The organism is Aeromonas molluscorum 848 (assembly GCF_000388115.1).
GTDB lineage: Bacteria > Pseudomonadota > Gammaproteobacteria > Enterobacterales > Aeromonadaceae > Aeromonas > Aeromonas molluscorum.
Genome location: NZ_AQGQ01000007.1, coordinates 12,773 through 37,737, shown reverse-complemented (window position 1 = coordinate 37,737; position 24,965 = coordinate 12,773). Strand labels below are relative to the sequence as shown.

Annotated in this window: 24 protein-coding genes; 13 read left to right on the top strand and 11 right to left on the bottom strand. The window is 61.4% G+C overall.

The window, feature by feature from the left end:
• Nucleotides 1-207: 207 nt before the first annotated feature.
• A complete protein-coding gene (locus G113_RS02650; RefSeq protein WP_005892727.1) occupies nt 208-1,266 on the bottom strand; it encodes a porin in 1,059 nt (352 codons plus the stop codon).
• A 284-nt stretch (nt 1,267-1,550) separates the two neighbouring features.
• Here G113_RS02650 and glpX point away from each other — a divergent pair, with 284 nt between their 5' ends.
• Complete coding sequence (gene glpX / locus G113_RS02645) at nt 1,551-2,561, top strand: class II fructose-bisphosphatase (protein ID WP_005892725.1); 1,011 nt, start codon at nt 1,551-1,553, stop codon at nt 2,559-2,561.
• A 147-nt stretch (nt 2,562-2,708) separates the two neighbouring features.
• Nucleotides 2,709-2,960 (top strand): YkgJ family cysteine cluster protein, encoded by a 252-nt coding sequence (locus G113_RS02640; protein WP_005892723.1) that lies wholly within the window; start codon nt 2,709-2,711, stop codon nt 2,958-2,960.
• 115 nt (nt 2,961-3,075) lie between these two features.
• Here the strand turns inward: G113_RS02640 and G113_RS02635 are convergent, their stop codons facing one another.
• The 4 genes from G113_RS02635 to hemC all read right to left on the bottom strand — a co-directional run bounded on the left by G113_RS02635 (nt 3,076) and on the right by hemC (nt 7,132).
• Nucleotides 3,076-4,239, bottom strand: a complete 1,164-nt coding sequence (locus tag G113_RS02635; RefSeq protein ID WP_005892721.1) for a heme biosynthesis HemY N-terminal domain-containing protein — start codon at nt 4,237-4,239, stop codon at nt 3,076-3,078.
• 10 nt (nt 4,240-4,249) lie between these two features.
• Complete coding sequence (locus G113_RS02630; protein WP_005892719.1) at nt 4,250-5,347, bottom strand: uroporphyrinogen-III C-methyltransferase; 1,098 nt, start codon at nt 5,345-5,347, stop codon at nt 4,250-4,252.
• Nucleotides 5,344-6,078, bottom strand: a complete 735-nt coding sequence (locus G113_RS02625; protein WP_005892716.1) for a uroporphyrinogen-III synthase — start codon at nt 6,076-6,078, stop codon at nt 5,344-5,346. The genes G113_RS02630 and G113_RS02625 overlap by 4 nt, the downstream gene beginning before the upstream one ends.
• A 124-nt stretch (nt 6,079-6,202) precedes the next feature.
• Nucleotides 6,203-7,132, bottom strand: coding sequence for a hydroxymethylbilane synthase (gene hemC, locus G113_RS02620; protein ID WP_005892713.1), 930 nt, complete (start codon nt 7,130-7,132; stop codon nt 6,203-6,205).
• Between the two features lie 323 nt (nt 7,133-7,455).
• Here hemC and G113_RS02615 point away from each other — a divergent pair, with 323 nt between their 5' ends.
• Nucleotides 7,456-9,975 carry a class I adenylate cyclase gene (locus G113_RS02615; RefSeq protein ID WP_005892711.1) on the top strand — a complete coding sequence of 840 codons (2,520 nt, stop codon included), beginning with the start codon at nt 7,456-7,458 and terminating at the stop codon, nt 9,973-9,975.
• A gap of 103 nt (nt 9,976-10,078) precedes the next feature.
• On the opposite strand, the gene G113_RS02610 is transcribed toward G113_RS02615, so the two are convergent.
• Both G113_RS02610 and cyaY read right to left on the bottom strand, forming a co-directional pair.
• Nucleotides 10,079-10,732 (bottom strand): alpha/beta hydrolase, encoded by a 654-nt coding sequence (locus G113_RS02610; protein ID WP_005892708.1) that lies wholly within the window; start codon nt 10,730-10,732, stop codon nt 10,079-10,081.
• Nucleotides 10,729-11,043, bottom strand: a complete 315-nt coding sequence (gene cyaY / locus G113_RS02605; RefSeq protein ID WP_005892706.1) for an iron donor protein CyaY — start codon at nt 11,041-11,043, stop codon at nt 10,729-10,731. Before cyaY ends, G113_RS02610 begins: the two co-directional genes overlap by 4 nt.
• A 73-nt stretch (nt 11,044-11,116) precedes the next feature.
• On the opposite strand from cyaY, the gene lptM reads away from it, so the two are divergent.
• The 7 genes from lptM (at nt 11,117) to G113_RS02570 (ending at nt 16,779) form a co-directional block, all read left to right on the top strand.
• Nucleotides 11,117-11,329 (top strand): LPS translocon maturation chaperone LptM, encoded by a 213-nt coding sequence (gene lptM, locus G113_RS02600; RefSeq protein ID WP_005892704.1) that lies wholly within the window; start codon nt 11,117-11,119, stop codon nt 11,327-11,329.
• Between the two features lie 18 nt (nt 11,330-11,347).
• Entirely contained in the window at nt 11,348-12,598 is a 1,251-nt protein-coding gene (gene lysA, locus G113_RS02595) for a diaminopimelate decarboxylase (protein WP_005892703.1), read from the top strand.
• A gap of 200 nt (nt 12,599-12,798) precedes the next feature.
• Nucleotides 12,799-13,629 carry a diaminopimelate epimerase gene (gene dapF / locus G113_RS02590; protein ID WP_005892702.1) on the top strand — a complete coding sequence of 277 codons (831 nt, stop codon included), beginning with the start codon at nt 12,799-12,801 and terminating at the stop codon, nt 13,627-13,629.
• 240 nt (nt 13,630-13,869) lie between these two features.
• Nucleotides 13,870-14,556: a DUF484 family protein gene (locus G113_RS02585; protein WP_005892700.1), complete on the top strand. Its 687-nt coding sequence runs from the start codon at nt 13,870-13,872 to the stop codon at nt 14,554-14,556.
• Nucleotides 14,540-15,496 (top strand): tyrosine recombinase XerC, encoded by a 957-nt coding sequence (gene xerC, locus G113_RS02580; RefSeq protein WP_005892698.1) that lies wholly within the window; start codon nt 14,540-14,542, stop codon nt 15,494-15,496. The genes G113_RS02585 and xerC overlap by 17 nt, the downstream gene beginning before the upstream one ends.
• 60 nt (nt 15,497-15,556) lie before the next feature.
• Nucleotides 15,557-16,276, top strand: a complete 720-nt coding sequence (locus G113_RS02575; RefSeq protein WP_005892696.1) for an HAD-IA family hydrolase — start codon at nt 15,557-15,559, stop codon at nt 16,274-16,276.
• A gap of 89 nt (nt 16,277-16,365) precedes the next feature.
• Complete coding sequence (locus tag G113_RS02570) at nt 16,366-16,779, top strand: hypothetical protein (protein WP_005892695.1); 414 nt, start codon at nt 16,366-16,368, stop codon at nt 16,777-16,779.
• 67 nt (nt 16,780-16,846) lie between these two features.
• Here the strand turns inward: G113_RS02570 and G113_RS02565 are convergent, their stop codons facing one another.
• The 3 genes from G113_RS02565 to G113_RS02555 form a co-directional block, all read right to left on the bottom strand.
• Nucleotides 16,847-17,623 carry a gamma-glutamyl-gamma-aminobutyrate hydrolase family protein gene (locus G113_RS02565; protein WP_040318844.1) on the bottom strand — a complete coding sequence of 259 codons (777 nt, stop codon included), beginning with the start codon at nt 17,621-17,623 and terminating at the stop codon, nt 16,847-16,849.
• Between the two features lie 363 nt (nt 17,624-17,986).
• Entirely contained in the window at nt 17,987-18,793 is an 807-nt protein-coding gene (gene yidA / locus G113_RS02560) for a sugar-phosphatase (protein WP_005892690.1), read from the bottom strand.
• 73 nt (nt 18,794-18,866) lie between these two features.
• Entirely contained in the window at nt 18,867-20,534 is a 1,668-nt protein-coding gene (locus G113_RS02555) for a DUF342 domain-containing protein (RefSeq protein ID WP_040318843.1), read from the bottom strand.
• 212 nt (nt 20,535-20,746) lie between these two features.
• On the opposite strand from G113_RS02555, the gene G113_RS02550 reads away from it, so the two are divergent.
• Genes G113_RS02550 through G113_RS02540 form a run of 3 tightly spaced genes read left to right on the top strand, consistent with a single transcriptional unit; the run spans nt 20,747 to nt 23,749 of the window.
• Entirely contained in the window at nt 20,747-21,703 is a 957-nt protein-coding gene (locus G113_RS02550; protein ID WP_040318842.1) for an HlyD family secretion protein, read from the top strand.
• A gap of 25 nt (nt 21,704-21,728) precedes the next feature.
• The gene (locus G113_RS02545) at nt 21,729-22,658 is read left to right on the top strand and encodes an ABC transporter ATP-binding protein (protein ID WP_005892682.1); all 930 of its coding nucleotides are present in this window, start codon (nt 21,729-21,731) and stop codon (nt 22,656-22,658) included.
• Nucleotides 22,655-23,749, top strand: coding sequence for an ABC transporter permease (locus tag G113_RS02540; protein ID WP_005892680.1), 1,095 nt, complete (start codon nt 22,655-22,657; stop codon nt 23,747-23,749). The genes G113_RS02545 and G113_RS02540 overlap by 4 nt, the downstream gene beginning before the upstream one ends.
• 41 nt (nt 23,750-23,790) lie before the next feature.
• Here the strand turns inward: G113_RS02540 and G113_RS02535 are convergent, their stop codons facing one another.
• Entirely contained in the window at nt 23,791-24,945 is a 1,155-nt protein-coding gene (locus tag G113_RS02535; RefSeq protein ID WP_005892678.1) for a molybdopterin-binding protein, read from the bottom strand.
• Nucleotides 24,946-24,965: the final 20 nt, after the last annotated feature.

Below are 24,965 nucleotides of genomic sequence, written 5' to 3'. Positions count from 1 at the left end.
AGCTGGATAGTGCTACAGCACAGGGGCCACCTCGAGGAAGCTGCCTCGCGCTGAGTGATATATCGGATCCCGCCATGTGCACCAGCACGTCAGCTACCTGTATATCTACTTCCTTATCTGCCCGAGGTAGATGTATCCACTATTTTGGGCAGGCAATAAAAAGGCGATGATCGCTCATCGCCTGTCGGGTCGCTGGGGAGGGGCTACTTAGAAGTCGTAGCGGGCGGCCAGTTGGAAGTCGTCCTGGTTGGCAACGGCCGTGTTCGGCTGGCTGTCCAGGTTGTTGATGCGGTATTCGCCGATCACCCGGAAGTTGCTGTTGAACTTGTATTGGGCGCCCAGGGTGTAGTAGTCGACGGAGTCGATGTCATCCTTGCCCTTCTGCTCGACGGTTTGCTTGTTCCAGAGCGCCATCAGGCCGATGCCGTTGCTGAAGTTGTAGCCAAGCGCGGCTTCCCAACCGGTGTGATCCTTGTCGGTGGCCAGGAAGTCGTTGCCATCGGCGTAGCTCAGGGCCGCGTAGATACTCTTGTCGTCATATTTGGCGGAGAGCAGCCACAATTTGGCATCGGCTTCGCCACTCTTGTCGCGCAAACCTACGTTGTAGGCGGTACCCAAAGAGAGGTTGAACGGGAAGCTGTAGGCCACGGCGGCGCCGTAGGCGGCATCGCTGTCTTTGTTGCTGGTCTCTTCGGTATCACCGCCATCAAATTTGTAGCTGGTGTCAACCTGGAAGCCGTTGAACAGACCTGAGTATTTCAATACTGAACCGGCGCGGTTGGTGGCGAAGGTATCGGTTTTGGCGCCCAGAGCGTCATTGCCATAGCCATCGGACAAGGAGACATCTGTCCAGTCTGCCAGGAATCCGGGGGCGCCTTTTTGGCGACCGAAAGTGACAGCCCCCCAATCGGCGCCGACCCCTGCAAAGGCCAGGCGAGTGCGCATGTTGTCCGAGTTCTCGCTGATGGTTTTCTCGCTGTCATTGACGTACAGCTGCAGCTCGTATTGAGCCAGGACCTTGAGATTGCTGTTGATCTGGCTGTCGACCTTGGCACCGAAACGGACAAACTGGTTGGCCCCCTGCTTGGCGCTGTAGTCATCGACTATGTCACCATTGTCATCAAGCTTCTTTTTGTCACCGAAGAACTGACCGGCATAGATGCGGCCATAGAGGTCGAGCTTGGTGGTGTCATTCTTGAAGACTTCGACGGCCTGGGCTTGGAAGGCGGCGCTCAGTGCCAAGGCTACTACTGTCAGCTTTTTCATCTTAATCCCTTGTGTTGCAAGCTTTTGTTGTAAAAGACGGGGCTATCCTAGGGGGGCGAAATGACGGTTCGGTTACTGACAGATGAAGAGTGAATGGTGATTTGATGTCAGTTCGATGAAGGGGGCAACCTCAAGGCCTGCCAGCTTGAGCCTGCGTGGGTCTGCGTCGGTCACAGGGCGAGCGAAATGGTTAAAATACGGTGAGCACGTAGTTTTGCGCGCAAAGGTTTGCCCTTGTGGTAGAATGCCGCCCGTTTTTCGAGCTCCAATAGGTTGGATTAGCGATGAGACGTGAACTGGCAATCGAATTTTCCCGAGTGACGGAAGCGGCTGCACTGGCTGGCTATAAGTGGCTCGGACGTGGCGACAAGAATATCGCCGATGGCGCGGCCGTGGCGGCCATGCGTCATATCCTCAATCAGATCGATATCGATGGTGAGATAGTGATCGGCGAGGGTGAGATCGACGAAGCGCCCATGCTCTATATCGGTGAGCATGTGGGGACAGGTCTGGGTGATGCGGTAGACATCGCCGTCGACCCGATCGAAGGCACCCGCATGACCGCAATGGGTCAATCCAATGCCCTGGCTGTGCTGGCTGTTGGTGACAAGGGATCCTTCCTCAAGGCCCCCGACATGTACATGGAAAAGCTCATCGTCGGCCCCAAGGCCAAAGGTGTGATCGACCTGGATCAAGCCCTTGAGCTGAACCTCAAAGCCGTTGCCAAGGCGCTCGGCAAGCCGCTGTCGCGTCTGACCGTCATTACCCTGGCCAAGCCGCGTCATGACAAGGCAATCAAGGAGATGCAGGGGCTGGGCGTGCGCGTATTCGCCATTCCCGACGGCGATGTGGCCGCCTCTATCCTCACCTGTCTGCCGGACAGCGAAGTCGACATGCTCTACGGCATCGGCGGCGCACCGGAAGGTGTCATCTCGGCGGCAGTGATCCGGGCCCTGGACGGCGACATGCAGGCTCGCCTCATGCCCCGCCATCAGGTCAAGGGTGACGATGCCAATGCCCGAGCCCTGGGCGAGCAGGAGATAGCCCGCTGCATCGCGCTGGGTATCGATGTCACCAAGGTGCTCAAGCTGGAAGATTTGGCCAAGAATGACAACGTCATCTTCTCCGCCACAGGCATCACCAAGGGCGATCTGCTGGAAGGCATCAGCAGCGATGGCATCATGGCGACCACCGAGACGCTGCTTATCCGTGGCAAGTCACGCACCATTCGTCGTATCAAGTCGATTCACTATCTGAGTCGCAAGGACGAGGTGATCCGCGACATCATTCTCTGATGCGCGGTGTCATGTGCCTTGCAATCCAAGCCCGGCCCAGCGCCGGGCTTGTTGCAGTCTGTGAGGGGATGACAGCGATAGTGGTAAGAGGTTGTGCGGGCCTGGGATAGACTGGCGCATCCCCTTGGCCCTTGGATGGATATCGTCATGGAATGTCGTGCCGGCTGTGCAGCTTGTTGTATCGCCCCCAGTATCAGCAGTGCCATCCCGGGCATGCCACAGGGGAAACCCGCCGGGGTACCCTGCGTCCAACTCGATGAGCGGCTGGGTTGTCGCCTGTTCGGCTCACCCGAGCGCCCCAGCGTATGCAGCGGCTTTCGTCCCATGATGGATGTGTGTGGCACTCACCGGGGGGAGGCGCTCTGGCTGCTCGGGGAGTGGGAGCGGCAGACCTCCTGAGCCTACTGACGGCGCCAACCTGCAACTGTCGCCTCTGATTGAATGAGGTCGACAGCCATAAAAAAGAGGCCGCAATTGCGGCCTCTTTTGACAGGTTTCACCCAAGGTCGTCGGGTTAGATGCCCGCGAGCTGCAGGGCCTGACGATAGTACTCGTTGGCCTTGTTGGTGAGGCGGCGCTTGTCCATCAGCTGGCCCATTGCATGGTAGAGGGCTGCACTTGGCGCCTGTGCCAGCGCTATCTCCAGCAGTCGCTGGGCTTCATCCAATTGGCCTGCCAGCAGGCAAATCTGGGCGAGTGCTGCCTGAGCGCCCGGCTTGTCCTGCATCTTGCCAAGCAGGGTCAGCAGGGGCTGGTAGTCATCCAGACGCAAACGGGGCAATTCGGCCAGCAGCTGAGGCGAGGCATCCCGGCGCAGGGCATCGAGCCAGAGATCGGCGGCTGCCTGGTCTCCCTGCAGGCTGCGCAACTGGCGGCCATAGCCGAGCAGCAACTCGGGGTCCTGACGCAACTTCTTGGGCATGGCCTGCCAGATGGCAGCCAGTGTGTCAGCCTCGTTGGCGCCTTGTTGCAGGCGGCCAACCCAGGCTTGACGGGTCAGCTCCTCTTCCTGTTTGGGTGTCAGCTTGCCGACCTTGTGCAGCACCGGGATCAGCTCCAGCAGGGCCGTCCAGTCCTGACGAGCGAGCTGCACTTGACGCAGCTGATCCAGCACCATGGGATGGCGAGGATTGAGGGATCGCAGGGACTCCAGGGTCGCGAGGGCGCTTTCGTATTGACCTTGCTCTATCTGCAACTGGGTCTGGGTCAGGGTCAGGGCCAGCTCGGCCTTGGGGTGCTCTTCCTGAGCCTGCAGCAGATATTGATCCCGGCGGCTGTCATCGCCACGGGCCTGAGCCGCCTTGGCGGCGGAGAGGTAGTTGAGCAGTGGGGTCTCGCTGTTGCGAGCGCCCTTGACCATCAGCTTCTCGGCCTGGCTATATTGCCCCTCGGCGAAGGCCAGGGTGGCCGCCACCGTCTGTTGGTTGGCCTTGCGGCGACGGCGGGAGCCATACCAGCCAAGGGTCTTGCGGCGCAGGCCAAAGACCCGGGCCAGCACCCATTCGACGATGAGCAGCAGACCATAAAACAGAATGGCCAGGATCACCGCGCTGGTGACCGAGGACTCCAGGGTGTAATTCCCCAGAGAGATCATCACATAGCCCTTGTTGCCCGAGGCCTCGGGGCCGAAGGCCAGGCCCGCCACCATGACGGCGACCAGAATAATCAAACGGATCATGGGGCTCTCCTCAGTTACCTGTCGCGATGCGTTGCAGGCGTTCGGTCAGCACCTGTTCGAGCAGGGCCTGGGTACTGAACCTGTCCGGATAATCGAACTGGATCTGCTCGCCCTTGAGCTTGTCGAGCTCGCCCTGCAGATAGTGGGTTGCGCTGTTTTCGGTATCGAAATATTGCGCCAGCCAGCGGGAAGCCTTGTCGATGCTGTCTTCATACAGGGCTTGCTGCTCGCGGTACACAGCGAGTTGGGCCTGGAGCAGCTTGGTTTTGAGGTTCTCGCGCAGGTAGATCTCCTGCTGGGGCGAGATGAGTGCCTCGACCGCGCCATCCCGGCGACGGATGGTGATGAAGTTTTCGGTAAACTTGACCCAGTTCTTCTTCAGGTTGCTCTCCCATTCGTCCGGGTTGCTGCTGACCGCCTGATTGGCCTGCTCCTCGGCGGTGGGCATGGTGACGTTGGAGAGGGGCAGTTGATCTATCTGATCTTCGAGGGCGGCGAGCTTGAGGGTGAGCCCTTCACGATCGACGCGGGGCATGGCCTTGAGTTTGGCGATGTCTTCGGCCAGAGCCTTGCGAATGGGCATCAGGCTGGGATCGTTGAGGGCCTTGATGCGCTCGTCGGCATTGCCGAGCAAGGTGATGGCGGAAACGAGGTCGTGCTCCAGCCAGAGTTTGCGGCCCGCCATGCGTACCAGATATTCGGACTCGGCCAGCATCCAGTCATTGGGACGTTTGTCGTTGAGATCCAGCACCCGATTCTGCAAGCCTTTCAACTCCTCTTGCAGGGTCAGCTGTTGCTTGCCGAGCTCGCCCAGCTGGGTGCGCTCCTTGCTGCCGCTCTGGTCGAGTCGCCCCATGACATCCGCCAGCTGCTGCTTGAGCTGGCCCAGTTCGGCCTGTTGTGCCATGGCGCCCTGATGGCCGTGATAGTAGAGGCCGCCGGTTAGCCCAAGGGCGATCAGTATGGCCACGGCCCCCATGATCACACCGGCACGGCCCTTGTGCTGCTTGGCCGGCGCCGGGCTGGCGTGAGTCGGCTCGGCGGCCGGACTCTGGCGCGGTGCGGCGCTCTCTTGCGAAGTGGCCTGGGTCTCTTGTTGTTCTGTCATCGCGTCTTCCTCTGTTCCAGGGCGGCCAGCAGGGCCTGATTGGCTGCCCCCTGGGCAATCGTGATATGGAGAAAACCCAACCCTTCGGCCATCTCGGCCACCCGGGGGCTGGGGACCACCAACTGGCAGCCGTGCAGCCAGGGGTGTGCATCTTCAGGTACCAGCGTCTGCAGACGCTGCAACAACTCCCCGCTGGTGATAAGCAGGCTGTCTATCCCGGCCGCTTGCCACTCACGGGTCAGTGCCGAGCCATCCAGTGCAGGGTAGTGGCGCTCATAGGTGCAACAATAGTGCACCAGAGCCCCCCTCGAGGCCAGCGTTCGGGCGATGAGATCCCGGCCCCCGTTGCCGCGCAGGATCAAGATCCGCTTGCCCGCCACCTGTTGCAGTTCGGACAGGGCCAGCAGTCCCTCGCTGCGGGGATCCGCCGGACTGGCGGCACGAATGCCCAGCTCGGCAAAGGCGGCCGCACTGGTGTCGCCTACCGCAAAGTAGTCAATATTTGGCCAGGTCTGACCAGTTTGCAACAGAAAATGATCAGCAAAAATAACAGCATGTGTGCTGACGGCGATGACGATATCGGCCTCGGCCAATTGATTGGCCAGCTGATCCAGCTCGTTGCCGGGACCCAGCGTGAGCAAGGTGCAGGGGTGGGGAGCATGGCCGTGCTGGCGAAGCAGCGTCGCCAGCTCGGCCCCCTGTTCGGCGGGACGTACCACCAGGGGGGTCATAGCTGCGCCCTCCGAGGGGGGGCGAAGGAGGTCAGTTGCCAGGGGCTCGGTCTGGTCATTCGCAAGATAGGGCCGACATGAGGGGCAGGGACCTGCCGACGCTCTGCATGACGGCCCTGGCCCATCATGCCTGATAGACCTTGGCGAGTATGGTATCGGCACCGGCGGCGAGCAGGCGCTCGGCCAGCTGCTGGCCCAGGGCCTCACCCTGGGCCAGGGGGCCGCGGATCTCGTCGCGCAGTACCTGGCTGCCATCGGGTTGGCCGACCAGACCGCGCAGCCAGATCTGATCTCCTTCGATCAGGGCGTAGGCACCGATTGGTACCTGGCAACCCCCTTGCAGGGCACGGTTCATGGCGCGCTCGGTCAATACCCGGATGCGGGTCTCGGCGTGCTCCAGCGGCGCCAGCAGGGCGTGCAGTTCCAGATCGTCGTTGCGACACTCGATGCCGACAGCACCCTGGCCGTTGGCGGGCAGGCTCTGCTCCGGCGCGATGAAAGCGCGGATCCTGTCTGCCATCTCCAGGCGCAGCAGGCCGGCGGCAGCCAATATGATGGCGTCGTATTCACCAGCATCGAGCTTGGCTAGGCGGGTGTTGACGTTGCCGCGCAGGTCACGTACCACCAGATCCGGACGGGCAGCGCGCAACTGGCACTGGCGGCGCAGACTGGAGGTGCCGACCACGGCGCCCAGGGGCAGGTCGGCCACGCTGGCGAAACGACTGGAGACGAAGGCATCACGGGGATCTTCGCGTTCGCAGATGGTATGCAGGCCAAGTCCTTCGGGAAACTCAACCGGGACGTCTTTCATGGAGTGAACGGCGATATCTGCCCGCCCTTCCAGCATGGCCGTTTCCAACTCTTTGACGAACAACCCTTTTCCGCCAACCTTTGCCAACGGAGTATCCAATATTTTGTCACCCTGAGTGCTCATGGGCACCAGCTCGACGGTGAGCTGCGGATGCAGGGCTTCGAGCCTGTCTTTGACAAAGTTGGCCTGCCACAGGGCCAGTGGGCTCTTGCGTGTGGCGATTCTCAGGGTACGGGCTGCCATATCAATCAGTTGTTTCATATTTAAAGGAAAATGATCTTACCACCCTTTACGGGGGCTTTCATGGCACGGGCCGCAAAAGCGGGATCCGGCTGAAAAATGAAGGGGAGGAAATGATTTTCATTATGGCTTTTCAGAACGTCAACTATATGATTCTAAATACTTTATTTGCTTTCCGGTGATACCGTTCATCTGGCTGTCATAAATAATCCCGCTATTCGCTGTGGGCTTGTTTACCACCGCAGTTTGCATTGTTAACATGATCACACTTTTTTGACGTCTCACCGTTTTGGTGCGTCAATTGCAACCCCCAAATAGGCAGGTCATTGCTGGTACAACTCGATGCACTCGTATCGCGTTATGACGAGATCAATCGTCTCAAGACGCAGCGGGCGCTAGGTCTCATGAGTCGCTATGGGCAACAGGTATTCCAACTGCTGCCCGTCATGCTGCACTTTAATCATCCCCTGCTGCCCGGTTATGTGGGTGGGGATGTGCCTCATGGGATCTGGAGTTTTCAAGCCGACGAGACCCAGCAGGCCTTCATCGAAGACCTGTGCCAGAACGCCAACTGCCAGGGGGGGCTCAGCACCCAGGACAGGGCCATTCAAGGCCTCTACTCCATGGGCAGCACCTCTTCTATCGGTCAGTGTTGTCATTCGGATCTTGATATCTGGGTCTGTCACGTGGCGGGCCTCTCTCCCGATCGTCTGGCTCTGCTTGATCTCAAGTGCCAGCAACTCTCCAAGTGGGCCGAGCAGCGCGGCGTGGATCTCAACTTCTTCCTGATCCCCGAAGACAAGTTTCGTCAGCACAACGATGCCCAGATGCAGGGTGAAAACTGCGGCAGTGCCCAGCACCTGTTGCTGCTCGACGAGTTCTATCGCAGCGCCATGCACATTGCGGGCAAGCGCCTGCTCTGGTACCTGGTGCCCCGCGCCTATGACGAGCAGTACGATGCCTATGTGACCGGCCTGTTTGCGAGCGGTCAGCTCAGTCAGGATGACTGGCTCGATCTTGGCAGCTTCAACCGCATTCCGGCCGAGGAGTACTTCGGCTCTGCCCTCTGGCAGCTTTACAAGGGTATCGACTCTCCCTACAAGGCGGTGCTCAAGTCGGTGTTGATGGAGGCCTACTCCCATGAGTACCCGAACACCCGACTGCTCTCCTTCATCAGCCGCGACTGGTTCCAGCAGCATGAAGGCATGAGTTTCCGGATGGACAACTACTGCCTGATGCTGGACAAGGTGACCAACTACCTCAAATCCATCGGTGACATGCAGCGTCTGGATCTGGTGCGCCGCTGCTTCTATCTGAAGGTGTGTGACGGGCTCAGCCATCCCAACGAAGAGGGCTCGCCCCTGTGGCGGCGGGAGCAGATGGAGCAGCTGGTCGCTTACTGGGGCTGGAGCCCGGAGCGGCTCCATCATCTGGATCATCGCCAGGAGTGGAAGATAGAACAGGTCAAGGTAGCCCATGCCGAGCTGCTAGAGGCCCTGATGCATAGCTATCGCAACTTGATCCAGTTCGCCCGGCGCAACAACATCAGTGAATCAATCAACCCGGAAGATATCGGCATCTTGTCGCGCAAGCTTTATGCGGCCTTCGAGAGCCTGCCGGGCAAGGTGCAGCGCATTAACCTCAAGATAGCGCCGGATCTCAGCGAGCCTGATCTCAGCCTGGTACAGGTGCCCAACGGCCGCCTCAATCGCGCCGGTTGGTATCTCTACAAGCAGTCACTGGAGCCGTCTGACATCATTGGTCGGGCGCCGCTCGAACATAACAGCTATATCAGCAAGCTGGTGGCCTGGGCCTATTTCAATGATCTGCTCACGGCCCAGTCCAGGGTGCACCTGTTCAACCAGGGCTCGGATCTGCACATAGACAACCTGCACCAGTTCTGCCGCGATCTCTCCGGCACCTTCCCGGTCAAATATCCGCGTGCCACCAATGTGGCCCTGAGCCGACCTTGCGAGATCCATCAGCTTTCCATCTACCTCAATCTGGAGGTGGACCCGAGCAGTCATTGGGTCGGTCAGGTGATAGAGTTTGATGCCAACAGCGCCGATGTTTTCTCGTTCGGTCGCAATATGGAGTGTCTGGTCGGTTCGGTGGATCTGGTCTACCGCAACTCCTGGAGCGAGATCCGCACCCTGCATTTTCGCGGTGACGAAGCCGTGGTCGATGCCCTCACCACCATACTCGGCAAGATGCACCAGGATGCGGCGGCCCCGGAAACTATCGCCGTCTTCTGCTATAGCCAGCATTTCCGCTCCCTGGTGCGCTCCCGCTTCCAACAGCTGGTAGCCGAGTGCATCGAACTGCGTCTGGCCCGGGACAAGCAGCAGCTGGTCAAGACCCTCGTCCTTGGCAAGGAGAAATACGGCATCTTCTTCGAGCGCCGCGGGGTCTCTGTCAAGAAGCTGGAGAACGCCATCGACTTCTACCGGCACATCTCCCACAACAAGCTGGATCACCTGCCGCTGCGCCTCGACAAGACCCACAGCCAGCATCTGCCGGGCATAGTGGATACCTATGCCAGCGAGGGGCTGGTGCAGTTCTTCTTCGACACCCGCAATGCGCGCACCAACATCTACATACTGGACGAGGCGAACAGGGTCGAGATTTACCAGCATTTCGCGGGCAACAAAGATGAGCTGGTAGCCGGGGTGAACCGCTTCTATACCTCCAGTCACGAACGGTTCAGCGATGATGGCCAGTTCGTCAACTTCAACCTGCCCCAGTACTACGAGATAGTAGAGAAGGGGGAGACGCTGGACGTTATCCCTTACCGCAGCCAGGGGGTGGGGCGCGATCCTCAGGTGCAGGCCCGTGACGTGGGCTGAGCCAAGCCACCCCGGTGATGTGAAGAGGGCCTGCAATGCAGGCCCTCTTGCTTTTTACGGCGGGCGACCCTGACCCCATGTGACATGAGGCCAGGCCTGCGTCTCAGGGGGCGAAACGAGCCAACAGCCAGGCCCGGACATCCGCCAGCTGGGGGCGGCAGCTCTCGTGGCGCATGGGATATTCGTGCCATTGGGGAGCCAGGCCAGCGGCCTCCAGGCGCTGTTTGGCGTCCCACCCCATGGAGAGGTGAACCACATCGTCATAGATGCCATGCATGTAGCAAATTGGCAGAGTGCGAGCGGCATCACTGAGCTCTGCCAGCAGGGCATCCGGCGCCGCCAGATAGGTGGACATGCAGAGCAGACCGGCCAAGGGCGTTGGATGACGCAGGGCGGTGAAGGAGGCAATGACGCCCCCTTGGGAAAAACCGGCGATGACGACATGCTCGGGGGCGAACCCCTCTTGTTCGAGCCGAGTCAACAGTGTGGTTATTTGCGTGCAGGCCGCGCGCACTTCCGTCTCGTCGGCCCTGTCTTCCGGCCGCTCGAAGCCCTTGATGTCGTACCAGCCGCGCATCTTGTGGCCCATGTTGATGGTAATGGGGCGCTCGGGGGCATCGGGGAGCAGATGGCGGATAGGCAGTTCGCTGGGCAGGGCCAGTGCCTCGACCAGAGGAGCCAGCCCCGCCCCCGAATCGCCCAGGCCATGTAGCCAGATCACCGCATGACGGGCCGCGTCGGGGTGGATATCTATCATGGGAAGGTCACGTCCTCGCCAGATTGTAGAGTACAGGCCCGGCTGAGCAGGGCCTTGAGCTCATGGCCGAAACGGTTGTCTATCCAGGTCTCCCCCTTCAGCTCGAAGTGGAAGCCATTCTCGCGGGTAGCGACCCAGATCTGGTGCAGGGGTTCTTGCTTGTTGAGGATGACCTTGGTCTTGTTCTCGAACGCCAGGTTCAGGACGCCGCCAGCCCGCTCGCAATCGATATCCGGGTAATTTGCATCTATGGTGTCTTCCACATACTGGAAAAAGGTGTCTACCAGGGCGTGATACTCGTGATCCTTCATCGGTTTATCCTGTTGCTTTTAACAATGTGAGTGCGATTATAGAGGGCCAAAATTTTTTTCGCAGCGAACCATTATGATCATTCAACTCGTCCGGTGCCTGTCTGCCGTTCTTCTGTCGTTCACCCTGGTTGCCTGTGGCCTGAAAGGCCCGCTCTATATGCCGCCGGCCGAACAGCCGGAGAGCCAGCAATCGACTCCGTCTGAGGTCGAGCCGGCCAAGGGCCAGCAGAGCACTCCCCAGACCCCGGCCGAGGCGACCCCAGAGGCTACGCCGCACTCGTCATAATTTGGAAGGAACCGCCCCTTGGATCACTTTAATTACAATGCCGCCGGTCAGCTTCAGGCCGAACAGATAGATCTGCAACAGCTGGCCGAGCAGCATGGCACCCCGCTCTATGTTTACTCCCGTGCGACGTTGGAGCGCCACTGGCACGCCTTCGATCAGGCGGCGGGGGACATACCTCACCTGGTCTGCTATGCGGTCAAAGCCAACTCCAACATAGCGCTCCTGAACTTGCTGGCTCGCCTCGGCTCCGGCTTCGACATCGTCTCCGGCGGCGAGCTGTCGCGGGTGTTGGCGGCGGGGGGCGATCCGGCCAAGGTTGTCTTCTCCGGCGTAGCCAAGAGCGAGGCCGAGATGCGCCTGGCCTTGGATAAAGAGATCCTCTGTTTCAATCTGGAGTCCGAAGCCGAGCTGGAGCGCCTCAACCGGGTTGCGGCCAGCATGGGCAAGGTGGCGCGGGTGTCGGTACGGGTCAACCCGGACATCGATGCCGGCACTCACCCCTATATCTCGACCGGCCTCAAGCAGAATAAATTCGGTATCCCCATCGAGCAGGCCCCTGCCATCTATCGCAAGGCGGCGGCCATGGGCAACATCGAGATCAAGGGGGTGGATTGTCACATCGGCTCCCAGCTGACCGAGCTCAATCCCTTCATGGAGGCGGCGGACAAGCTGCTGCGGCTGATCGATGAGCTGGCACTGGAGGGGATCCACATCCATCACCTCGATGTAGGTGGTGGCCTGGGGGTCAACTATGGCGCCGAGCAGCCGCCACATCCGACCGAGTATGCCGAGGCCCTCAAAGCCAAGCTGGCAGGCCGCAAGCTGACGCTGTTGTTCGAACCGGGCCGTGCCATCGTCGCCAATGCCGGTGTGCTCTTGACCCGGGTTGAGTACCTCAAGCCCGGCGAGACCCGCAACTTCGCGCTGATCGATGCCGGCATGAACGATCTGCTGCGCCCCTCTTTGTATGGCGCCTGGATGAACATCATCGAGGTCGACAGCAAGGCCCAGCATGAGCCTGCCCTGTACGACGTGGTGGGGCCGGTGTGCGAGACGGGAGACTTCCTCGGCAAGGAGCGCACCCTGGCGATTGCCGAAGGCTCTCTGCTGGCGGTGCGTTCGGCCGGTGCCTATGGCTTTACCATGTCGTCGAACTACAATACCCGCCCCCGGGCCGCAGAAGTGCTGGTCGACGGCGACAAGGCGTTCCTCATCCGGGAGCGTGAGCCGCTGGAATCACTCTGGCAGGGCGAGCATCTGCTGCCTTGAGTCAAATAGAGGAACGCAAGATGGTGAAGGGAGCTCTCTGCTCTGGCCATCAAGGGTTCCTCTGATTTATTTGAGCGCGTGATTAACGGTACAGGAACGCAGGATGTTGATAGATTTCTGCAAGATGCATGGAGACCCGGATAACGACTTCATGGTGGTGGACGACCTTTGTTGCGGCCTGAACAGCGCAGGGAAAAAAGATGTTAATTGAATTTTCCAAGATGCACGGCTTGGGTAACGACTTCATGGTGGTCGATGGTGTCACCCAGAAGCTGTTCTTCAGCAGTGACGTCATCAAGAAGCTGGCGGATCGCCACTTCGGGATAGGGTTTGATCAGCTGCTGCTGGTCGAGCCTCCCTATGATCCTGAGCTCGATTTTCACTACCGCATCTTCAATGCCGATGGCAGCGAGGTCGAGCAGTGCGGCAATGGCGCCCGCTGTTTCGCTCGCTTCGTACGGCTCAAGGGCCTGATCAACCGGGATCGCATCTCGGTCAGCACGGCCCGTGGCCGGATCATCTTGCAGCTGGAGGGGGAGAATCAGGTCACGGTCAACATGGGTGTCCCCCAGTTTGAACCGGGCAAGATCCCGTTTCGCGCCCAGAAGGCCGAGCAGACTTATCTGTTGCGGGCACAGGACCATACCGTCATGTGTGGCGCCGTCTCCATGGGCAACCCTCACTGCGTTATAGAGGTGCCCTCGGTGGATGCCGCGCCCGTCGAGACCCTGGGCCCCATAGTGGAGCGCCACGAGCGTTTCCCCGAGCGGGTCAACGTCGGCTTCATGGAGCTGGTCGATGCCACTCAGATCCGGCTGCGGGTCTTTGAGCGCGGGGTAGGCGAGACCCTGGCCTGCGGTACCGGCGCCTGCGCCGCCGCCGTGATTGGCATGAGCCAGGGCAAGCTCAAGGAGCGGGTGACCGTCTCCCTGCCCGGTGGCAAGCTGACCATCGCCTGGAAGGGCCCGGGCCAACCCGTCTACATGACGGGCCCTGCCGAGCACGTGTTCGATGGTCAGATAGAGTTGTGAGACGTTGGCGGCTTAGGCCGCCTTTTCTCTATTCGGGGTCTGGATAGTCAAATCATGCGGCTCATCAAGGGCCGATGACCGAGGGCGCGTCATCAATGCACCTATATGCAAACGCGACTGTATTTGACGTCCCGATAGCGCTCTAATAGAGAATCAGACCACCAGTGTTCCCTGTGCTGGTGCCATCCGGTGGTACCAGGACGCTTGTCACACAGGGTCATCAAGACGGAATTGACCAACATGAGTGAAGTTAAACGGCAGGAGCATGAGGCCGATGAGGCTATGGTGCTGGCGTACCTGAGCCGTTACCCCGAATTTTTCCAGCAGCATGCGAGCATGCTGGATCGCGTGCGCATCCCCCATGAGCGCAAAGGCACAATCTCTCTGGTGGAGCGTCAGCTCGATCGTCAGCGTGAACGGATCGAGCGGCTGGAGCTCGAGATCACCGAGCTGATGAGTCTGGCCAGCGCAAATGAACGGATTTTTCGCATCTATGCGGATCTCTACGGCGATATCTATGGCTGCCAGACCCTGAGCAAGCTGGTGAGCGCCCTGCAAAACGCCTTCGTCGAGAAGTTGCGCCTCTCCGGTGTGCGGCTCTGGCTCAATCCCAAGCAGTATCAACCAGGGGAGGGGCAGCGTTTCCTCGTCCTGAGCAAGGGGATCGAGCAGATATTGGGTCAGCGCCTGCCAGGTCAGGGGTTCTACTTTGGACGTCTCAACCAGAGCGAGCAGCAGCAACTCTTTGGTAGCGGCACCCTGGTCGGCTCCGTGGCCTTGATGCGGCTGGGAGAGCTGGGTCTGCTGGCCTTCGCCAGTTCGGATCCCGGCCATTTCTCCCCGCACAACGATCCCTTGCTGCTGGGCCAGCTTGGTCGCCTGTTGCAGCTGCGTCTGCCGGAACTCATCCGTGACAGCCAGCGCTGAGGGACTCGCCAGCCTGCCCCCTGCGCTGGCGCAGGATCTGGATGATTTCCTCGAATACTTGCGGGTGGAGCGCCAACTGAGCCGTCATACCCGCAGCAACTACCTGTCTCACCTCATCGCGATGACCAGCCAGCTGGTGGATCTTGGCCTGAGTCATTGGCCCGCGCTGGAAGCGAGCCAGGTGCGCAGCCTGATGAGCCGGATGCACAAGGGGGGACTGGCACCGCGCTCTTTGGCCACCAAGCTCTCCGCCCTGCGCAGTTTTTGTGACTGGCAGGTGCGACAGGGGCGGCTGATTGCCAATCCGGCGCGGGGGATCAGCACACCCAAGCAGGGGCGCCCTCTGCCCAAGAACCTGGATGTGGATGAGATGTATCAGCTGCTCAATATCACCGATGAGCAGGATCCGCTGGCGGTGCGGGATCGCGCCATCATGGAGCTGATGTACTCCTCCGGGCTGCGTCTTGCGGAGTTGGTGGGGCTGGACGTGATCGATCTGCGGCTGGACGATCGCCAATTGAGAGTGGTGGGCAAGGGGTCTCGGGAGCGCGTGCTGCCCATAGGGCGCATGGCGCTGGAGTGGCTGCACAAGTGGTTGGCCATGCGGCCTCTGCTGGTCGCGGGGGAGGAGCCTGCGTTGTTCGTCTCCAGACAGCGGCGGCGCATCTCGGCGCGTTCGGTGCAGATGCGCCTCGATGGCTGGGGCAGCAAGCAGGCCCTCGACTCCCACGTCCACCCTCACAAGCTCAGGCACAGTTTCGCGACCCACATGCTGGAGTCCTCCGGCGATCTGCGGGCGGTGCAGGAGCTGCTTGGTCACGCCAATCTGTCGACCACCCAGATCTATACCCACCTCGACTTCCAGCATCTGGCCAAGGTCTATGATGGTGCTCATCCCAGGGCCAAGCGTCGCGGCGCCGGGGATGAGGAGCAGGAGTAAGCGGGGAGCCGTCATGGTAAAAATGGCGCCTTGTGGGCATGCAGAACAACAGGAGTGACAATGCTTTTCTTTCGCCGCTGGCAGCCGGTCAAGGCTGTCTCGTTCGATCTCGATGACACCCTCTATGACAATGGCCCCCATATAGCGCGGGCCGATGCCTGGATGCTGGCGCGCCTTCGCAGCGACTATCTGGCGGGAGCCATGATGGACGCCGACCGCTGGCAGGCCTGCAAGCGCCAGGTGTTGCAGGACGACCCCGGCCTTCAGCACGATGTCAGCCTGACGCGCAAGCGCAGCCTGCAACTGGCCTTGCGCCAGGGGGGGATGGATGCGGGGTCGGCCGAAGGGGTCGCGACCGAGCTGTTCCAGGGCTTCCTGGCCGAGCGTTCAGCCATCACTGTACCTGCCGCCAGCCATGACTTGCTGGCGGCCTTGGCCCGTCGCTACCCTCTGGTGGCTATTACCAATGGCAATCTGGATCTGGTGCAGGCCGGTTTGGATGGCTACTTTCAGGGGGTCTACAAGGCGGGAGAGGGCCAGCGGATGAAACCGGCGCCGGATATGTTCGTGCAGGCGGCAACTGAGCTGGGACTGGCGCCCGCCGAGATACTGCACGTGGGCGATCATGAGCGCAGCGATGTGCTGGGGGCCCGCCTGCATAGCTATCGCGTCGCCTGGCTCAACCAGGGGCAGGGTGATTGGCGCCGCCTCTCCCAGCTACCCGATCTGATGCTCAGCCACCTCGATGAGCTGGGCCCTCTGCTGCTCGGTCATGACTGAGCCCGCATCATGAAGATGGCCGCGGCTAATAAGAGTGCGTATCGGCGGTGTAGCCCTTATGCTGCCGAGCCTGGAGAACAAGGGAGTGGATGGCGGTGGTGAGTCGTTACTGTTTATTGGCAAGCCTGCTGTGGTTGGGAGGTTGCGATCTGCTGACCGACAGTTACAGGGTCGAGTTCAGCGATGGCTCCTGGCGAGAAATTTCCATCACCCCTTTCTCCGATGAAGCCCATTGGCGTGAGGGGTGCGCCACGGGTGAGATTTTCACCGACCTGGTGCTGCCTCTCAAGCGTGGCAACAAGATGGAAGGCAAACAGCCGCTGCTCATCGGTGGTGAAAAGTTCGAACTCGATGGCGACAGCCTTTATCGCAGCAATGGCATGGTATTTGGTCACTCGCCGGATCACATACAGCGAGGTTTGAAGGGGATGGATGCCTGCCGAAACTTGCGGCCAGTACGCGGCGGCCTGCCCAAGCTCAAGGCCAGGGGATTTGGCGATTGAAGCTTGCCATGGGCGATAACAACAGAGGGGCCATGGGCCCCTCTGTTGTTTTGTGCATCCCTGGGGGCTAGCCGTGGGCGGCGTGCTGGCGGCAGGCCTCGCCGAAGGCGGTGAAGATCTTGACCGAGTGGGGATTGTCTTTCGCACGCCACTCGGGATGCCACTGCACTGCCAGGGTGAACTGAGGCAGCTCGGGGGCGTGGATCGCCTCGACCAGGCCATCTTCGGCGTAGGCCAGCGGCGCCAATCCTTTGCCAAGCCGCTTGATGGCCTGCCCATGCAGGGAGTTGACCGGTATTTTCTTGGCGCCCATCAGTTCGGCGAACCAGCTGTCTTCCACCAGCTCGACCATGTGGCTCTCCCCATACTGCACTTCGGGCGGGGTCTGGGGATCTTCGCGATGATCCTCGAAGCCGGGCTCGCAGTAGACCTTCTGGTGGATGTCACCGCCGAGGGCGACGTTGATCTCCTGCATGCCGCGACAGATGCCGAGGATGGGCAGTCCCTTGTCGATGGCCGCCCGCACCAGCGCGATGTCGAACAGATCCCGCTCCCTGTCCTGCGCCTTGTCCGGTGTCAGGTTCGGCTGGCCGTAGAGGGCCGGATCTATGTTGGAACCAGCGCCGCTCAGGTAGACGCCATCGACCAGGTCCAGATAGCTGTCGAGATCCTCGGTACCGCAGCAGGTGGGCACCAGCAGCGGGGTGCAGCCCCCTATCTCGACCAGGGGTTTGATGTATTTGTGGGTCATCACCTGATAGTCATGACCATTGCGTTCCTGGCTGCCCATCGTCATCAGGACCAGGGGTTTTCGGGTTGATGCAGATCGTGTTTGTGCGGACATAAATCACCTTGGCATTCCTTTGCTGTCCCGCGGGGACCTCTCGCGCCTTGGGCTCGCCCTGACCAAGATCAGGGCCTGCCTCAAGGCAAGTCTAGGAGATCCGTGGCGTCATATCGGGCTGTGCCAAAGGGCGAGAGGACAGACATGACGGCCTGGATCCCGATTTCAGTCTGCCAAGGCCGTTAAATATGTCAAACGAAATGAGCGATTCTTGTTACAAAACGGTGTGCTGTAGAGGCGGCGGTAGGCCGATTAATTGCCAACTGTTTGTTGGCCATGAGAAAGAGGGATATTTGGCTGGTGGATATATTAAACGGTAAGCAGGCGATGCCTGCCTCCCGTTTTTCTGCGATCTCGGCTGGCTCAGGCCAGCACAAACTCTTCGATGACCCTGGCAACCCCGTCTTCATCATTGCGACTGGTGATGTGCTGGGCCAATGCCTTGAGTGCCTCAGTGGCATTGCCCATGGCGACCCCGAGACCTGCGTACTCGACCATGTGACTGTCGTTACCCGCATCACCCACGGCGATCACCTGGCTGGCGTTGATGCCAAGGTGTTCTGCCAAGGCGGCGACACCGCTGCCTTTGTGGCTCTGCCTGTTCATGATCTCGAGGAAGTAGGGGGCGCTCTGCACCACGGTATAGTTCTGATGGAGGCTATCAGGCAGAGCCGCTATGGCCCGGCTGAGCAAGCTGGGCTCATCTATCATCATGACCTTGAGGATGGCCTCGTCGGCGGGCAGGGCAGCGAAATCGACCAGCTTGATGGGCATGCCGGTCAGGCGGGACTCGTGCTCTGTGTAGTGGCTGAGACGGGGAGTGATCAGACCCTGAGATACCGAGAAGCCATGGACATTGACCCCCTGCTGGTCGGCGAGGCGGGCTATCAGGCTGGCATCGGCCCCGGTCAGTAGCTGGCTGCGAATGACACTGCCACATGCCACCCGTTGCACCATGGCGCCGTTGTAGCTGATCACATAGTCATCCGGGCCCGTCATGCCCAGCTCATCCAGATAACGGGTCATGCCCTCCAGCGGACGGCCCGAGGCCAGCACCACTGTCACGCCGCGGGCGCGGGCCGCTTGGATGGCGGCGTGGGTGCGAGGGGATATCTCGCCTTGCGGGGTCAGCAGCGTGCCATCCATATCTAATGCGATCAGTTTGTACATCGACTTCTACCTGCTCTGTGTGGACTGCAAGTTTGCGAGTGTACCCAAGATCCCGCACGGGATCACGGTTGGCTTATTTGCGACCCTCGAACGGTTGCAGCACGATCTGATCCTGTTTGAAGGCGATGCGGATGGGGCCGTGGTCGATGTCGACCCGGTAGCTGCTGTTGGCCAGCTCCACCTCGACGCCGGCACAGAGGCGCTGGGTGGCGGTGACATCCATCTCGCCGAGCAGCTGCTGCAGGGTCTGCTGGGCCTCATCGAGCTTGGCATCCAGCCCCTTGCTCTGACTCAGGTACTGCTGACGCAGGGTCTTTATCTTTTCCAGGGTCTGCGGGTTGCGGCGATCGCTCGGCAATTGCAGCAGTTTGAGCAGCAGATCCTGCACCTTGAGCAACTGCTCCCGGCAGACCTGCTTGCGTTGTTTGAGCTCCTGCTCCTGCTGTTTGTGAGTGAAATAACCGCCGAGGATCTGCAACCGGGTATGGTTGGCGGCGGAGGCGCCGATGCTGGGAGCCAGGATCTGGCGATTGGCGATGCTGATGCCGCCGAGCAGGGTGCCTTTGCGCATGGCACTGTCGCCGACCAGCAGATCCTGGCCGCTGCGACTGTGGCAATGGGTGAGCTGAGTCTGGATCTGGATGTTGCCGCCCGCCTCCAGCTTGGCGTATTGGGCATAAGCTGCGTGGATCTCTCCCTGGGCGCTGAGTCGGCAGAGCAGATCGCTCTCCTCGGTCTTGCGACCGATGATGCCGTGACGCACCGTGATGGAGCCGCCGGATTCGATGTCGGCACCCTCGACGAAACCGCCAATCACCACGTCGCCACTGGCCTTGATCCGCATGCCGGCAAAGACATCGCCGCTGATGACGAGGGCCCCCTCGAAGGTCACATGGCCGCTGCGGGCGTCTACCTGCTTGAGGCTAAGCACATCATCGACCCGCATGCCCTGCTTCTCCTGGCAGGGCAGGCCGGGGCGGCTGGCGAGCAGCAGATTGGGATCATCGCTGGCGATGAGGGTGCCCTCCCCCGGGACCATGGCCATCTCCTTGCCCGGTTTGACCGGCAAGTGCTGACCTGTGACCGTGAGGCCGGGGGAGCCCTGAGTTGCGGGATGGCGGCGCATCAGCGGATCCCCGGCCCGCACCGTGATCAGGCTGCCGAGATCGCGCAGGTCCACCTTGCCGTGCTCGGTTTCCTGAGGTTTGAGGATGCGATCGGAGGGGGTGTCGACCAGACGCTCGAAGCGGGTATCCTGGCCGGGGATGGGGGGGATGCCATGGGCGATGGCGGGCTGGAGCAGGCTGCCGGGTGCCCCCTCCTTGGCGAGTTTGATGGCCAGTTCTATCAGGGTGCCCTGCACGCCGCTATTGACCTCACTCTCGGCCAAGGCTTGCTGCAGCTGGTCAAGGGTCAGAGGTTTGCCGCCCCAGTCGCAGGTGATCTGGGCCCGTGCCGTCATCTTGTCACTGTCGATCAGTATCATCAGCCGGGCGTCCTGGCGCTTGGCGATGGGGATCGGGTTGGGGGGGATGGGGGCATCGGGCTTGCTTTGCAGGGTATTGAGCAGGATGACCGCCTGCTTGATCCCTTCGTGCAGGGGTTGGTAGCGACGGCAGTTGGAGGCATGTAGCAGGGCGAGCACATCGGCCTCGCGCACTGGCCGTTCTGACCCGGGCAGGATGCGCAGGCAGGCAAACTCCATATCGGCGGACAGCTGTAACCACTCTTTGCTTAACACCCTGGCTCCTGCGCAGTCCATCTGACTGATTTATCTATCAATTACATTGATTCCCACTTTGTCGATACCCTGATGCGGGAGATTGTGGCCCAGTATCCTGATAATTCTTCTTATTGGTCAATGAGCTATGTCCAAATGGGTGACGAGGGTTGAAGAAATCTACAGGGGGAGGGGATATGCTCAGGACTGGGTGGCAAGGGAGGGGAGGCAAGATGCTTTCATGGTACAGAGGCGGGCTTTGTTTGCTGGCACTTACGCTGGCTGGTTGTCAGCCGACGACCGAGCCGGGGGCGCTCGGCACCCTTGAGCGGGACAGGGTCGAGCTGACCGCAACCGCAAACGAAATTATCCGCGCCCTGCCGCTGGCAGAGGGCAGCCAGGTGGCCGCCGGGGATCTCTTGGTGCAGCTCGATGACAACCGCCAGCAAAGCGTGCTGGCCGAGGCCAGGGCCGATGAGGGGGGGGCCAGAGCGGCGCTGGCCAGGCTCACCAATGGCGAGAGGCCGGAGGACATAGCCGCGGCCCGTGCCGATAGGGATCAGGCTCAGGCTACCCTGCGCGAGGGAGAGCGCAACTTCAGTCGCGTCGCCCAGCTGGTGCGTCAGAAGCTGATGAGTCCGGCGGATCTGGACGGGGCCCGCGCCGAGCGAGATGGCGCTCTGGCCGCCTGGCAGGGTGCAGAGCAGCGTCTCGCCAAGCTGGTGCACGGGGGGCGCATCGAAGACATTGAACAGGCTCAGGCCAATCTGGCCGCAACCCGTGCCCGGGTTGCCCTGGCCGCTCAGGGGTTGACGGATCTGAGCGTGCGGGCACCCCGCGGTGGGCGGCTCGACAGTCTGCCTTATCAGCTGGGAGAGCGGGTGGCGACCGGCGCCGTCCTGGCGCGCCTGCTGGCCGAGGATGGCCCCTATGCCAGGGTCTATGTGCCCGAGCCGGACCTGGCCCGCTACCGCCTTGGGAAATCTCTTGCCGTCTATATCGACGGGGTGGCCGAGCCCATGACCGGCAGCTTGCGCTGGATTGCCAAGGATCCTGCTTTTACTCCCTATTACGGTCTCAACGAGCTGGACAGGGCACGGCTGGTCTACCTGGCCAAGATTGATCTGCCAGCTGCCGCCAATCCCTTGCCAAGCGGTATACCACTGCGAGTGGAGCCGACCGATGAGTGACACCGCCAGCCCGCAGAGCGCAGCCATGGGCGAGCCGGCGATCCTGGCCGAGGGGCTGACGAGGCGTTTCGGTGACATGGTCGCGGTCAAAGATCTGGCTCTTTGCCTGCCCAGGGGGCAGATCCATGGCTTCCTCGGTCCCAACGGTTGCGGCAAGTCCACCACGCTGCGCATGCTGACAGGCTTGCTTACCCCGTCCGAGGGGCGGGTGCGGGTGCTGGGGCTGGAGATCCCGAGGCAAGCCGAGGCCCTGCGCCAACGGATCGGCTACATGACGCAGAAATTCTCTCTCTATGACGAGCTGACGGTGTGGGAGAACCTGGAGTTCATGGGCCGCATCCACGGCATGGCCCAATCTGGCCTGAAACTGCGCCTGCAAGAACTGCTCACCACCTATGAACTCGCGCCTCTGGCCCGGCGGCGGGCGGGGGGGCTGAGCGGCGGCCAGAAGCAGCGGCTTGCCCTGGCCGCCGCCGTCATTCACCGGCCTGATCTGTTGCTGCTCGATGAGCCGACCTCGGCGGTCGATCCCCAGAACAGGCGCGACTTTTGGGAGAAGTTGTTCGATCTCAGCGAGGCGGGAACCAGTATTTTAGTGACCACCCACTACATGGACGAGGCGGAGCGGTGTCATCACCTGGCCATCATGGAAGCGGGTCAGGTGCGGGCCCAGGGTTCACCTCAGGGGCTGATGGATGCCATGACCACCCGGGTGGTGGAGGTGCTGGCTCCGGATCTGCGTCCCCTCAAGCAGCACCTGCTCACCCTGGCGGCGGTTCGTTCGGCGGCCCAGCTTGGCCAGCGACTGCGAGTGCTGGTGGACAAGGAAGAGGCGGATCCCCTGGCCTGGCTGCGTCAGGCCTGTCCTGCTCTGGCTGGCGCCGAGCTGGCCGAGGTCAGACCCAGTCTGGAAGATGTGTTCGTCAGCTGCACGGGCCGGGAGGTGAGGGCATGATCCGCTGGTGGCGACTGTGGGCCATTACCCAGAAGGAGCTGCGTCAGCTCGCCCGGGACAGGCTCACTTTTGGCATGGTGGTGATGATACCCCTGATCCAGCTGCTGCTGTTTGGCTACGCCATCAATACCGACGTGCGCCATATTCCGGTCGGTCTGCTCGACATGAGTCGTACCGCAGACGCCCGCCTGCTGGTGGAGGCGGTCAAGGCAACCCAGGTGGTCAGCATAGCGCGCCACTATGAGGGGGTGAGTCAGGCGGAGGTTGCCCTGACCCGGGGCGAGGTGCGCGCCGTGCTGGTATTGCCGGCGGATTTGCCGAGGCGGCTAGGTGAGGCGCGCCCCGTGGGGCAGTGGCTGGTCGATGGCTCGGATACCCTGATCGCCAGTGCCCTGCTGGGTCTGCGCAGCATGTCGCTCACCGAACTGGATCCCAAGCTGACGCAGCCCCCGGTCAGCCTGGAGACTGTGCTCTACTTCAATCCCTCGCGTCGCTCGGCCATCAACATAGTGCCGGGCCTGCTAGGGGTCATTCTCACCATGACCATGATCATGTTCACCTCGGCCGCCATAGTGCGCGAGCGGGAGCGCGGCAACCTGGAGCTGCTCATCACCACGCCGGTGACAGCGCTGGAGCTGATGCTTGGCAAGATCTTGCCCTACATAGGGGTGGGGCTTGTCCAGGTCGCTATCATACTCGGGCTGGGCCACCTCATCTTCGCCGTGCCGATCAACGGGGCCCTGAGCCAGGTCTTGCTGGCGACGCTGCTGTTCATCGCCGCCAGCCTGACACTGGGGCTGCTTATCTCGACCCTGGCCCAGACCCAGCTGCAGGCGATGCAGATGACGGTGTTCATCCTGCTGCCCTCCATCCTGCTGTCGGGCTTCATGTTCCCCTACGAGGGGATGCCGGTGCCGGCCCAGTGGGTCGCCGAGCTGCTGCCTGCCACCCACTTCATGCGCATCATTCGCGGCATAGTATTGCGGGGTGGCGATCTGGCATCTCTCTGGCAGGACGCGCTCTGGCTCGGTTTTTTTGCCGTTGCCGTGCTGCTGTTAGCGGCCCATCGTTTCAAGAAGAGCCTGGATTGAGGGGCATGAAAGAGAACCCCGGATTGCCGGGGCCTGTGACATCACTCGGGCAGGCGCCGGGCGCTGCGGGGCAGCGTAGGGTAATCGGCGATGACGGGCAGGCCAGCCTGCTGGCGGCGCAACATGTCGAGGGCGGCGAAGGCGAGGATGCGCTGGCCGCTCTCTGGATCCGGGTGACTGAGCCTGAGGGTCTGGCCCCAGTGGCGGCCATCGCGCGACAGCAGCATGGGCACCCCCTCGGCCCCCGCACGGCCTATGGTGAGGGCCAGTCCCTGGGCAGGGCCCTGGAGCTGGGCCAGATCGTCTGGCAGATCCTGCCGATAGCCGGCGCTCACCCCGGCCCGGTCACGGCACAGGGCCAGCAGGGCGCCCTGACTCGCTCCTTCCTGCAACTGCAAGGGCTGATCCTCGGCCAGCCGTGCCAGTATCTGCAACCAGGGGGCCTCATCCCCTCGGCCGACCAGCCAGGGGGCTATCGCGTCGAGCAGGCGGGCTTCGGCGGTGTCCATGTCCTGCGGGCAGGCGCCGTGGCCGATCAGCTTGAGCTCGATGAGCGGCATGGCGGAGCGATAGCCCAGTTCTATCCCCTCGGGCCAAGGGGAGGCATCGAGCTTGTCGCTCAAGGCCGACTCCGAGATGCCAAAGCTGTAGAAGCGGCGCAGCTCGGTGTCCCGCGCACTTCCCGCACCGCGTAGCCGTGGCAGTATCTGCTCGCGCACCATCTGCTTGAATTCGAAAGGCACCCCCGGGGTGAAGACGAGTCGGCTCTGACCATGGGTAACCAGGAAGCCACAGGCGGTGCCGACCGGGTTATCGAGGATCTCGCAGCCCCCGGGTAACCAGGCCTGTTTTTCGTTGCTGGCTGGCATGGGGCGACCTCGGCTGGCATAGCGGGCCTTGATGACATCGAGCCAGTCAGGGTACAGCGTCAGCGGCGCGCCAAAGGCCTCGGCCGCCGCCTGGGCGGTGAGATCGTCGGCGGTTGGCCCTAAGCCGCCACAGACCAGCACCAGTTCGGCGCGGGCGGCGGATTCGCGCAGCAGGCTCACCAGATCGGCCATGTTGTCGCCCACCGTGTGGCGACGGCGTACCTGCCAACCCTGTTCCAGCAACATGGCGCTGAGCCAGGCGGCATTGGTGTCCACCACCAGGCCGGTCACTATCTCGTCTCCGGTGCTGATTATCTCTATGTGCATGACAAACTCCTGATGAGGTT